The organism is Actinoplanes sp. NPDC051411 (genome assembly GCF_040682075.1).
Taxonomy (GTDB): domain Bacteria; phylum Actinomycetota; class Actinomycetes; order Mycobacteriales; family Micromonosporaceae; genus Actinoplanes.
The window spans coordinates 41,175-52,559 of the sequence record NZ_JBFBAD010000042.1 but is presented as its reverse complement, the minus strand read 5'-3'; the positions used below and the strand labels follow the sequence as shown (position 1 = coordinate 52,559).

Sequence of the window (11,385 nt, the reverse complement as noted above, 5' to 3'; positions counted from 1 at the left end):
ACCCGGGCAACGAAGTGGCCACCGCGCGGACACCCTGGGGAGGGGGCAGTCCCGGCGACGATCTTCGAAGCCCGCTATGGCGCCCGTCCAGCGGTTGTATGACGGTTCCGTGACAAAGCCCGATTCAACAATCGGGAAAGCGCCGTCCTGGAACCCTCCGGCGCCGGGCTGACCAGGTCCAACAGGTGTGCCGCCCGGGCGGATCCGGCGCGTCGCCGGCCTCGAGCATGGCGATCCCGACAATCTGCCGGGCGGCGAAGAGGACCAGGACGGTGAGAGTGACCGTGCGGACCAACCAGGTCGGCACGGGAAGGTTTCCCAGCGCGGCATGGATCTCGCAGACTGCCACCTGCGCTCCCGGATGTACGACGGGGGAGCGCGCCGGTCATGGTCAGGCGATCGCTACCTCGTGGCTGACGACGAAGGACAGCCATGCGGAATCAGGCCCCCTCGCGGGCCGGCGAGCAGCGGTGACGAGGTGCCGGGCGATCTGGCCCGAGCGGGATCATTGGGCCGGCGAACAGCGGACACGGTGATCTGGTGCCACAGAGCAATGATCTGCGAACCGTTGGAGGCCTGGCCGGCGAGCTGGCGCGGCCGGCGGCGCCGCAGTGATGCATTGGCCGTGGCGGCGAGCCGCGTGAACTTGCGGATCAGTGTCCGGGCCAGCCGCCCGATCTGGCTCTCGCCGGTCCGGGACCTGCTGACCGGCGTGGATGCCCGGCAACGGATGGTGCGGTGTGTCCCGCAGGTTCGAATAGAGAAACCCTGCTCGCGGTTGGAGCTGAAGCGCTGCCGGACTTCGGCGGCACGTAGGGAGAAGCTGCTTCGAGCTCCGGTGTCCCGTGTGCCCGCGATGAAGTTCGCGGCCTCTGATGCCGCGACTGCGTGCGTCGCGGTTGACACCGGGCCGGCCCCCACTGCAAAGCCGGCTCTCACAGCGCCGAGAAACGCGAGGGCTCACGACTTGATGAGCTCGGCGTAGTCGGCGATGGTCAGCGGGCCGGTCGACAGGGAGCCGTCGCCGCGGGGGACGGCCAGGATCTGGCCGTCGCGGGTGAACGAGACGGTGCCGACCTCGGCGCCCTGGCTGGTGAGCGTGCAGACGATCTGGGCGTAGGCGAGGGCCTCGTCGCTGCGGGCGCCCGGCACCGGCGGGGCGCCGATCTCGACCGCGGCGCGGCGCTGGGTGACGGTCGTGGAGCCGACCCGCATCTGGGCGAGGGCGCTGGTCAGGCCGTCCTGCTGCTCGGCCCGGGTCGGCCCGGCGACCAGGTCCTGCACCATCTGGGCCGGTGTGCGCGGGGCCGCCGCGCGCCGGACGACGCGCACGAGTTTGCCGTCGTCGACCAGGTAGAGGCGCTCCACCGCCGGGCCGAAGCGGTCCGGGGCGGGCGCGTCCGACCCGTACGCGACCTGAGAGCGACCGAGGTCGCGGGGTGCCTTGTCGGCCGGGACCCCGCACCCGGCCAGCACAACGACGGCCAGCAGCAGCAGGCGCCTCATGGGTGGCACCCCGGCAGGTCGATGCGGAAGCGGGCGCCGCCGCCCGGCCGGTCGAGCACGTCGGCCGCCCCGCCGTGCGCGGCCGCGTGCTGGGCGACCAGGGCCAGGCCGAGGCCGGTGCCGGCGCCGTCGCCGCGCGTGCCGGCGGTGCGCCCGCGCACGAACCGGTCGAAGATCACGGCCTTGTCGGCCGGGCTCACCCCCGGTCCCTCGTCGTCGACCTCCAGGCGTCCGTCACTCTGCGACAGCGACAGCCGGACGGCTGTCACCCCTCCGCCGTACGCCGCGGCGTTGTCCAGCAGATTGCCCAGCATCTGCTCGAAGCGCCGCCGGTCGACGCACCACTCGGTGTCCCCGGTGACCTCGATCAGGTCGTCGCCGAGGCCGCGCTGCCGGCACACCGAGCGGGCCAGGTCGGCCACGTCGACCGGGGTGCGCTCGGCCGGCTTGTCGCCCCGCGAGAGCGTCAGCAGGTCGTCGACCAGCTGCTGGAAGCGGGCGATCTCGTCGGTCACCAGGCCGGCCGCGGTGGCGCTGCGCTCGTCGAGCAGTTCCCGCCGCCGGTCGAGCACACTCGCCGCGGCCGACAGCGTCTGCAGCGGCGACCGCAGCTCGTGGCTCACGTCGGCGGCGAACCGGCGGTCCCGCTCGAGCCGGGCCGACAACTCGTCGACCATGTGGTTGAACGAGGTGGTCAGCCGGGCCAGATCGGGCTCCTGGGCCGGGTCGAGCCGGGCGTCCGACTTGCCGTCGGCGATCTCCTGGGCGGCCTCGGCCACCCGCACGAGCGGGCGCAGGACGTAGCGGCTGGCGTACCAGCCGAGCGCGGCCCCGCCGAGGGCCGTGCCCAGCGCGACCGCGGTGAGCACGATGGTCAGCACGCGCAGCGTGTGGTCGAGCTCGGCCAGCGAGTCGACCTCGTAGAAGACCGTGTCGGCGGCGATCGGGATGGCGACCACCAGCGTCGGCTTGCCGTCGGTGCGGATGCGCTGGACCGCCGGGGAACCCTGGGCGGCGCGCTCCTGCAGAACGGCCGGCACCGAGCCGCTGATGCCCGAGTCGGCGTTGCGGGCGTACCACTGGCCGTTGCGCTGCACGAGAGCGCGGCGGGTGTCGCCGGTGTCGAGCGAGCGCAGCACCGAGGCTACGTCCGGGCTGGTCGTCGCCGAGATGCCGGAGCGTACGACCGCGGCGTCGTAGTAGGCCGCCCGGACGTTCGTGCTCTCCCGCTCGTCGAGCAGCGAGCGGCGCGTGATCTCGTACGAGACGAAGGCCATCGTCGCGGAAAGCGCGAGGGCCCCGGCGGCGAAGCCGGCGATGACGCGGACGCGGAGGCCGGCCCGGCTCATCGTTCCAGCTTGTAACCGAGGCCGCGGACGGTCACCAGATGCTTCGGGGCGCTCGAATCGGCCTCGATCTTCTGCCGGAGGCGGCCCACGTGGACGTCGACCAGGCGCTCGTCGCCGCCGTCGTAACCCCACACGCGCTGCAGCAGCTGCTGGCGGGAGAGCACCCGGCCGGGGTGGTCGGCGAGCTCGCAGAGCAGCTGGAACTCGGTGCGGGTCACCGGTACCCGCCGGCCGCCCAGCCGCACCTCGCCGGCCTCGGGGGAGACCTCGAGCTCGCCGAACCGCAGCACCGGCACGGCGTCGGGCGCGACCGTGCGCCCGCGCCGCCGCAACGCCCGCAGCCGGGCCGTCAGCTCCTTGACCGAGACCGGCTTGACCAGGTAGTCGTCGGCGCCCGCCTCGAGCGCGGCCACGATGTCGTGGGTGTCGTCGCGGGCGCTGATCACCACGATCGGCACGTCGTCGGTGCGGCGCAGCTGACGGATGCACTCGAACCCGTCGATGCCGGGCAGCATGAGGTCGACCAGGACGGTGTCGGCCGGCTCGGCGCGCTGCGCGGCCAGGCCCTCCTCGGCGGTCGGGGCGCCAGCCGCCAGATAGCCCTCTTCCTCGAGCGCCAGCACCAACGACAGCCGGATCCGGTCGTCGTCCTCGATCACCAACACGGCGGACATCGCCCCATCCTCCCCGGCCCCCGGCCCGCCCGGCGAGCCCGGGCGCGCGGGTGACCGGAGTGTCACGCAACTGTCATATTGCTGCGGACGCTCCGCCACATCCGCCGACCAGAGTTTTCTCCGCAACGACCGTGCCGTCCGGGAGGGGGCCTGATGCCGGAGATACCCGAAACCGTCGTGATCGTCACGGAGGCCCTCGAGGGAGCCTCGGTCGAGCGCTGGGGCCGGCTGATCGCCGACGCGGTCGCGCTGCGCCCGGCCTCGCTGATCATCGACCTGCGGCGCTGCCCGCTGGTCGACGCCGGGGCCATCGCCGTGCTGCTCTGGGCCCACCGCACGACCCTCGCCGACGGCGGGCGCCTCACGCTGCGGTCCCCGCGCGACAAGGTGCGGCGCACCCTGCGGCTGGCCCGCCTCGACCAGGTCTTCGAGGTGGACGCCGGGGTGCCGGCATGATCGAGCTGACCACCACCGGCGACAGCGCGCTGGTCCGCGTGCACGGCAACCTCGACGCCACGATGGCGCCCGATCTCCGCGACGCGCTGTGCTGGGCGGTCGACCGGCACACGGCCGTGGTAGTCGATCTGGCCGGGTCGCCGCGGGTCGACCCGGCCGGTCTCGGCGTGCTGATCCGGGCCCACGGCCGGGCCAAGCACCGCGGGGGAGTGATCTGCCTGGTGGCGCCGTCCCGGTTCGTGCTGACCGTGCTGCACACGATGCACGTCGACGGCGTCTTCCCGATCTTCGACGAGTGTGTGACGGCGCTGCGCTGGGTGCGGGCCGAGGTCGCGGCGTCGACGGCGGCCGCCTCGATCGTCAGCTCGCGGTAGCGCCCGTTCGCCGCGTACGCAAGGGACTAGCCTTTCGGGGCCAGGCGGGCCCGCAGGCCGGCCGCGAAGGCCCGCGGGTCGGCCAGGTGGGGCCAGGTCGGGGGGCGGTGGGGCCACTTCTCGTACGCCGTGAGCAGTTCGGGGTCTGCCCGGGCCCGGGCGTACGGCCGGTAGTGTTCGGGGATCTCGGCCCGGCCGCTACCGAGGTCGTCGACCGTGAGCACCTCGTGGACCGCGAACCGCTCGCCGAACGCGGTCGCCAGGGCGGCGCTCTCCCCGTGGCCGACCACGATCGGCGCCCGGTGCAGGTCGAGCTTGTGCACCAGCTGGCCCAGATCGTGCGCCAGCTTGCCCGGGTCGTGATCCTCGCGGGCCGGTGAGTCGCCGTGGGCGGGCAGGTCGGGGGCGATCACCGTGCAGCTGGTCGCGGTCGTCAGTTCGGCCGCGACCGGCCACCACATGGTGCGGTCGAAGAGCAGGCCGTGCAGGAGCAGGACCGGCCGCCCGTACCAGCCCCAGCGGTCGTAGACGAGCATTCTCGCCGGGCCGCCGATGGCGTGTGTCGTCCGGCGGGGCGGTTGAGGCTCCATAACCGGTCAACTGCTGTGGCCGGCGATCGGGTGCGGCGATTTCCTGTCCTAATCGTCGTGCTGGACGACGTTGACCACATTGCCGTCGGGGGCGCGCACGAGGAAGCGGTGCACGCCCCACTCCTCGGTCTGCAGCGGGTGCACGATCTCGTAGCCCAGGCGCTGCGCCTCCGCGTACGCGCCCTCGACATCATCCGTATGGATGGAGATCGCCGCATCGGCGGCGGCCGTGGCATCCCTGGTGACCAACTGGATCCGGGCGTCCGTCTCCGGTGAGGTGTAGCGGGCCACCCAGCCCATGTTGAAATCCTCGGTCGAGAGCCCGAGGAATCCGGTGTAGAAATCCTTCGCCGCGTCCACGTCGGCGACCCTGAGATTGGGCATGATCCGTTTCGCACGCATCATCCGATTGTCCCCCGGACGCCCGGTGTACGGTCACCCCATGCGTCTTCCCACCGCGGCGGTGACCGCCGGTTCCCTGATCGGCGGCTGGCAACTGGCCCGCCGCACCGGCATCCGCCCGCTCGGCGGCGTGGTCCTGGCGGCCGGCGGCGTGCTGGCCGGCCGCGAGTGGGCCCGGCGCACCAGCCCGGCCGTGACCGGCGCGCTGGTCGCGACGTACGTCGGTGCCTTCGCCGTCTCGCATCCGCTCGCCAAGCGCATCGGCGCCTGGCCGTCCGTGCTGGCCGTCTCGGCCCTGACCGCGGCCGCCTCGTGGGCCGCCTCCGACCGGCGCGACGACGCCGAGTGACCGCCCTGGTCAAGTCGACCGAGGTCAGCCTGGCGGTGGACTGACCGGCCGCACCAGCCGCTCCCGGGCCGCCAACAACACGACGATCGTGGCGACCGCGGTCAGCGTGCCGACCGGCAGATACCACACCGTGAGCACGGCGATGACCAGCAGAGCCCACCAGGCCCGCCGCGACGAGGTCGACAGCAACATCGCGATCGCGACCAGCCAGCACACCCCGAGCACGACAAACCCGGGCCCGAAATCCATCGGGTCGATGCCGGTGGCGTGAATGACATGCCGCCAGGGGCCGGGCGTGGCCGAACCCATGTAAACGCCGGTGGCCAGAACGTGAATCCCGTCCATGACCTGGTAGCCCCCGGTAATCAGGGCCAGGACGGTGAGGATGACGCGGGCCGGCATTCCGCGGAGCTTAGTGCCCCGGCGCCTTCCCGGAGATATCGCTCGGCGCCGGTCTCGCCTGGCGGGCGGAGTCTGACTTTTCGGTTGTGCCTTGAGGGGCGTAGCGGTGCGGTGCGGGCGCGTACCGGGTGCGAAATGGGCGCAGGGGACCTCAAGGTGGGGGCCCGGCTGCCGATCGAGGGGCTGAACCTGTGAGATCCCTCGAAAGGTGCTGTCCGGATGCAACCTGAGCAGAACGCGCAGACATGGGCCTCGCAGGCGTACCCCGGCCAGGACGGATCCCACGCGGGTCCGGCTGGGTGGTCGGACCAGGCGCCACCGCCGAACGGCGGGACATGGGCGGCCCAGCCGGATTACGCGGCGCAGTCGGGCGCGGCCGGGCCGGGTTACGTGGCGCAGTCGGGGGCGGCCGGGCCGGGTTACGCGGCGCAGTCGGGGGCGGCCTGGCCGGGTCAGGCGGCGGACCCCGCTGCCTCGCCGCTGCGGCAGCCGAGCGGCCTGCGGCCGGACCAATCCGGATACCCGGTGCCTGACGCCCCGCAACCGGGCGGGCAATGGGCGCCGCCGACCACCCACCCCGGTCACGAGACGGCGGCCGGGCAACTCGCCGGCCGGCCACCGGCGCCAGGACCTTCCAACGGCCACGCCGAGCAGCAGCAGCTGTCGTCGCATCAGGTCCCCGGGCCGGGCGGGCTGTGGCAGACGCAGGCGGCGCAGGACTCTGTGCCAAGCGGCTTGCGGCCGGTGAACGTGCCCGCGTCGGGTGGGCTGTGGCAGACCCGGTCACAGGCGGAGCCGGCGGCAGCGCCGGGTGGGCTCTGGCAAGCACAGACCCAGGCGCAGGCCCAACCGGCCCCGCCGCCCGGCGGATTGTGGCAGGCGCAGGCCCAACCGGCCCCGCCGCCCGGCGGATTGTGGCCTGCGCAGGCCCAACCGGCCCCGCTGCCCGGCGGGCTGTGGCAGGAGCAGGCGCAACCGGCCCCGCCGCCCGGCGGATTGTGGCAGGAGCAGGCCCAGACCGCGCCACCGAGCGGACTTTGGCAAGCTCAGACCCAGACCGTCGAACCGATCGGTGCCCCGGCGCCACCGGCAAACCAAGGCTCGCAGCCGAGCGGGCTTTGGACGGGCCAACCGGCAGAGCCGCCGCCGGCCCCGCAAGCCGCCTACCCGGCCCCGGCCCCTGACCAGGGCGGCTGGACACCCCCGGCGAACGCCGGCCCGGGCGAGGCTCAACCGTGGATGGTGCAGTTCAACTCCGCGCCGCCCGCCGCCCCACAGCCACGGCGCGGACCCTGGAAGGCGGTCGCCTTCGGCATCATCGGGCTGGTCGCCCTGGTGGGGGCCGGTGCGGGCGGCGTCAACGCGTACGCCAAGCACACCGTCTGCGAAGACCTCAAGGCCGAGGCCGCGCAGGTAACCCAGCAATCGCCGGCCTCGTCGGCCTCATCGGACGACGATGCGGCGCCGACCGCCGCCGAACTGGCCGAGGCGCGGAAGTATGCCGACAAGCTGCGGACGTACGGGCACATGCTGGTGTTCAGCGGCGGCCTGCAGGAGGCGGTCAACGGGCTCGCCGACGACGAGGACCAGCTGGTCGACCTGGTGAATTCGGCGACCGCCAACCCGCCCGCTGACGACGCCACGGCCAAGAAGGAGCTGGCCCGGCTGATGACGGTGGTCGGGTCGGTCAACAGCCACGCCCGGCTGGCGCAGGGCGCCTGCGGGCTGCCGGTGACCGGCATTCTGGGTGATTAACCGAGGCCGATGGCCTTCTTGAAGGCCTCCGGCATGGGGACGATCTCGCCCGCCGCGGGGCGGGTCACGGTCACGGGTACGCCGTAGTCGTAGTACGCCGTGTTCAGCTCGCCGGCGCCGCTCAGCACCGAGTTCATGTCGAAGATCAGGGACGTCAGGCGGCCCTGGGCGTCGACTTCAGCCGTGAACGGCACGGCCTTGAACTTGCCCGCGAGACTGGCCGGGAGCTGGGTGGCACCGCCGTGGCTGAGGTCGACCTTGCCCGAGTAGTCGCCCGGACCGGCGCGGCGGACCCCGCTCGCTCCCTTGAGCAGGCCGGCGGCGGAGGCGGCCTGGTTGTGGTCGGGGCGGAGCGGGTTGCCGGCCGGCAGGCTCCGGCTGTCGACGTGCATCCACTTGCCGGCGGTGGCGTGCAGGGCGCCGGCCGTGTCGCCGGTGACCTGCACGTACTGGTCGGTGCCGAGCTGGCGTACGTTGATCGTGGCGCCGTTCTGCAGCAGCGTGTCGATCTCGCTGGTTTTGCCGGTCAGGTCGATCGAGCCGGTGGCTTCCTGGCCGAGCGCGGAGAATTTCAGCTTGAACGGCTGCTTCCCGAGCCGCCCGGCGGCTTCGAGCAGCGCCTTGCCGGCGTCGGCCGGCACCGCCACGGTCGGCTCGGCGCTCGGCGAACCCGACGGGGAAGCAGGGCTGGACGCACCCGACGCGGCCGGGGTCGAGTCGGGGTTGCACGCCGCCAGCGCGAGAACGGCGACGACGCCCACACCGAGAACGGTCCACTTCGGCACAGCTGACTCCCATCGGTAGGCGCCCAACCTAATCGACGGCGGCAAAACCGCGGCGGGCCGGCCTGTTTATGACGGTGGCCAGGTCAGGGAAGCGGTGCTCGCCGACCGGCAGATGGGTGATGTCACCGACGTAGCGCCGGTTGATCGTCGGGACGGTGAAGTCCCGGCCGATCAGGGGTCGTGGTCTGGACCCGCCGACGTAGCCGCAAACCTTGGACGCGGTAGCGGCGCATCACCGGGGCGACCCCGACGAGCCGGCACAACGGCTTCACGCCGTAGCGCGCCTGGTGGTCGGCGAACTGGAAGCGGGTCACCAGCGCGCCTACTCGGCGAGATGCCGGGTCGGCTTGCGCAGAATGTCGCGTTCCTCTTCCAGCTCACGAATCCGCCGGCGCAGCTCGGCGTTCTCGTGCCGGCCGGCTGTGACCTCGCCCGTGTCGTCGGCCGGCCGGTCTTGCCTCGCCGCTGGTCATCGAGCCGGACCCAGCTCCGCGGCGTCTCCCGGTTGACGTCCAGGTCGTCGGCGATCTGTGTGGTCGTCACGCCCGGCCGAGACCGGTGGAGCGCGACCGCGTCAGCCTCGAATTCGGCCGGATAGTGCTTGTCCACCATGGTGGTTCAGGACTCCTGATCGCCCAGAACCATCAAGGCAGCGCGGGCAAGACAAGCACCAGGACGACAGCGCGATAGGCCGACGGGGCTTACGGGCGTACAGGAAAGGAGGGTGAGGGAAGCATCCAGCCCGATGTGGGGTGCCGCCGGGCCGGCGGGGGCCGGCCCGGCGGTGGGAATTACGGGGTGACCACGGTGCCGCCGAAGGTGACGGTCAAGTGGCCGTTGGAGGCGAAGGACCAGCCCAGGCTGCCCGAGTAGGACGTGCAGCGGGAGCCGTTGGTGCCGGTCCAGAACTGGTTGTCGCTGCCGACCGTGCCGACGGTCTTGTCGTTGGAGCCGCTCACCGCGAAGCGGCACGACGTGTTGCCGGTGAAGGTCGAGGTGCCCTCGTCGAAGGAGAAGTTGCGTTCGGCGTTGTCGATGCTCGCGTTGTGGGCGATCGTCATCGAGCCGGGGTTGCTGTTGTAGGTGAAGCCGTGGTGGCCGTTGTGGTAGGCGATGTTGCCCTGGATGTTGTGGTTGACCCCGATGTCTTCGCCGCCGAGTTTGAAGCCGTTGCGGTCGCCGGCGTCGTTGACCTGGCCGTTGGTCAGGGTGCCGTTGTTGTACGACAGCGAGTTCAGGATGGTGACCGGGCCGATCGGGCCGGTGTCGTCCTTGGTGTAGAGGTCCCAGCCGTCGTCGATGTTGTTGTGGGAGACGTCGTACTGGAAGACGTTGCCGGGGCCGGCCGTGAGCTTGGCCGCGAAGCCGTCGGCGTCTTCGCCGTCCGAGTCGGCGTTGTCGTGGGACTCGGAGCTGATGACCTGGTTGTTGGCCGGCCACTGGGACTGCGGGGTGTCCGAGGCGATCCGGGAGATCTGCAGGCCGCTGTCGTGGTTGAAGGCGGTCACGATGCGCTCGATGACGTTGTTGCTGCCGCCGACGAAGATGCCGTTGTCGCCGGCCCGCTGCACGGTGATGCCGTAAATGTGCCAGTAGTTGCCGTTGACCGCCAGGCCGCGGTTGCTGTCGGCCTCGGCCATCGCCGAGAAGTTCAGCACCGGGGTTTCACCCGGGTAGGCGGACAGGGTCTTGCGGGCGCTTGACGTGCCGTTGTTGCCGGGCGCGATCGTCACCGTGGTGGACAGGTTGTAGGTGCCGCCGCGCAGGTAGATCGTGCCGCCGGCCGCGATCCGGGTGAGCGCCGAGGTGATCGTCGTGGGCGCCGCCTGGGTGCCGGCCGCGCTGTCCGAACCGTTGGGGGCCGCGTAGACAGCACCGGAAGTGGGCGGGGTGGTCGGCCCGGTAGTGGGCGGGGTGGTGGTCGGCCCAGTGGTCGGCCCGGTTGTCGGAGGAGTCGTCGTGCCGCCGCTGGTGGAAACGGTGACGTCGTCGAAGCCCGCCGAAGCGAACGCGGTCTGCAACCCGATCCGGCCGCTCGCGGCGACCGAGCTGGTGCCGGAGCCGACCGACGCGCCGTCGAAGCTGGCACTGATCGTGCTCCCGCTGGCCGTGAGGCTCACGGTGTGCCACGTATTGACCGCGACGCCGCGCGACGCGGAGGCGAGAACGGTCACGCTTCCGCTGTTGACCGCCTGCAGCTGTACGCCCGAGGACAGCACCGCCACGCGATAGAACGTGGTCGAGCTCTTGGATCGCGCGAGCAACCCGGCGTACCCGCCCGAGCCGAACGACAGCGGCTTCACCCGGGCCGACACGGTGTAGTCGGTCCACGAGGCGTCGCCGGCGAACTCACGGGCGTTTTCGCTGCTTGCGTTGGTCTGCCGGAGCGTCTGGGAACCGTCGCTGACGATCGACCAGGTGCCGCCCGACTTCGACCAGCCGCTGGTGCTGCCGGACTCGAAGTCGGCGGTGAGGACGGAGGCCGCCTCGGCGTTGCTCACGAAGACGAACATCCCTGCGGTGACCAGGGTGGCCAGCCCGCCGACACCGGCCAACCGGCGCCATCGGCGGATGCGAGCTGAGGATGACATGCGATGTTTCTCCTTGTCGCAAATGGATGCCGCCGGGAGGGACAGGGGCGCCCGGGCCATCGCAACAAATGGCAGAGGATTTGCAATTTCAGATGGCGTCGGCCCAACTGAAGGCGCAGCTGAAGGCGGTATCCGAGGACGGGTATTCCGCT

Annotated in this window: 12 protein-coding genes; 4 read left to right on the top strand and 8 right to left on the bottom strand. The window is 71.8% G+C overall.

Going from position 1 to position 11,385, the window contains the following annotated elements; translation table 11 throughout:
* Positions 1 to 960 precede the first annotated feature (960 nt).
* The 3 genes from AB0M88_RS23625 to AB0M88_RS23615 are packed head-to-tail and all read right to left on the bottom strand — an operon-like array spanning position 961 to position 3,529.
* The gene (locus AB0M88_RS23625; protein ID WP_364105603.1) at positions 961 to 1,506 is read right to left on the bottom strand and encodes a GerMN domain-containing protein; all 546 of its coding nucleotides are present in this window, start codon (positions 1,504 to 1,506) and stop codon (positions 961 to 963) included.
* The gene (locus AB0M88_RS23620; RefSeq protein ID WP_364105601.1) at positions 1,503 to 2,855 is read right to left on the bottom strand and encodes a HAMP domain-containing sensor histidine kinase; all 1,353 of its coding nucleotides are present in this window, start codon (positions 2,853 to 2,855) and stop codon (positions 1,503 to 1,505) included. The genes AB0M88_RS23625 and AB0M88_RS23620 overlap by 4 nt, the downstream gene beginning before the upstream one ends.
* The gene (locus AB0M88_RS23615) at positions 2,852 to 3,529 is read right to left on the bottom strand and encodes a response regulator transcription factor (RefSeq protein WP_364105599.1); all 678 of its coding nucleotides are present in this window, start codon (positions 3,527 to 3,529) and stop codon (positions 2,852 to 2,854) included. The genes AB0M88_RS23620 and AB0M88_RS23615 overlap by 4 nt, the downstream gene beginning before the upstream one ends.
* A gap of 153 nt (positions 3,530 to 3,682) precedes the next feature.
* Here AB0M88_RS23615 and AB0M88_RS23610 point away from each other — a divergent pair, with 153 nt between their 5' ends.
* Positions 3,683 to 3,985: an STAS domain-containing protein gene (locus AB0M88_RS23610; RefSeq protein ID WP_364105597.1), complete on the top strand. Its 303-nt coding sequence runs from the start codon at positions 3,683 to 3,685 to the stop codon at positions 3,983 to 3,985.
* Positions 3,982 to 4,359, top strand: coding sequence for an STAS domain-containing protein (locus AB0M88_RS23605; protein WP_364105595.1), 378 nt, complete (start codon positions 3,982 to 3,984; stop codon positions 4,357 to 4,359). The genes AB0M88_RS23610 and AB0M88_RS23605 overlap by 4 nt, the downstream gene beginning before the upstream one ends.
* Before the next feature lie 26 nt (positions 4,360 to 4,385).
* On the opposite strand, the gene AB0M88_RS23600 is transcribed toward AB0M88_RS23605, so the two are convergent.
* Both AB0M88_RS23600 and AB0M88_RS23595 read right to left on the bottom strand, forming a co-directional pair.
* Positions 4,386 to 4,895: an alpha/beta fold hydrolase gene (locus AB0M88_RS23600; protein ID WP_364105593.1), complete on the bottom strand. Its 510-nt coding sequence runs from the start codon at positions 4,893 to 4,895 to the stop codon at positions 4,386 to 4,388.
* Between the two features lie 102 nt (positions 4,896 to 4,997).
* On the bottom strand, positions 4,998 to 5,333 hold the full coding sequence (locus AB0M88_RS23595; RefSeq protein ID WP_364105591.1) for a VOC family protein: 336 nt from the start codon (positions 5,331 to 5,333) through the stop codon (positions 4,998 to 5,000).
* Between the two features lie 58 nt (positions 5,334 to 5,391).
* Here AB0M88_RS23595 and AB0M88_RS23590 point away from each other — a divergent pair, with 58 nt between their 5' ends.
* Positions 5,392 to 5,700, top strand: a complete 309-nt coding sequence (locus tag AB0M88_RS23590; protein ID WP_364105589.1) for a hypothetical protein — start codon at positions 5,392 to 5,394, stop codon at positions 5,698 to 5,700.
* 24 nt (positions 5,701 to 5,724) lie between these two features.
* Here the strand turns inward: AB0M88_RS23590 and AB0M88_RS23585 are convergent, their stop codons facing one another.
* Positions 5,725 to 6,102: a hypothetical protein gene (locus tag AB0M88_RS23585; protein WP_364105587.1), complete on the bottom strand. Its 378-nt coding sequence runs from the start codon at positions 6,100 to 6,102 to the stop codon at positions 5,725 to 5,727.
* 1,239 nt (positions 6,103 to 7,341) lie between these two features.
* Between AB0M88_RS23585 and AB0M88_RS23580 the strand changes: the two genes are divergently transcribed.
* Positions 7,342 to 7,857 (top strand): hypothetical protein, encoded by a 516-nt coding sequence (locus AB0M88_RS23580; protein WP_364105585.1) that lies wholly within the window; start codon positions 7,342 to 7,344, stop codon positions 7,855 to 7,857.
* Here the strand turns inward: AB0M88_RS23580 and AB0M88_RS23575 are convergent.
* A complete protein-coding gene (locus AB0M88_RS23575; protein WP_364105583.1) occupies positions 7,854 to 8,642 on the bottom strand; it encodes a hypothetical protein in 789 nt (262 codons plus the stop codon). The genes AB0M88_RS23580 and AB0M88_RS23575 overlap by 4 nt on opposite strands.
* A gap of 791 nt (positions 8,643 to 9,433) precedes the next feature.
* On the bottom strand, positions 9,434 to 11,233 hold the full coding sequence (locus AB0M88_RS23570; RefSeq protein WP_364105581.1) for a cellulose-binding protein: 1,800 nt from the start codon (positions 11,231 to 11,233) through the stop codon (positions 9,434 to 9,436).
* Between the last annotated feature and the right edge of the window lie 152 nt (positions 11,234 to 11,385).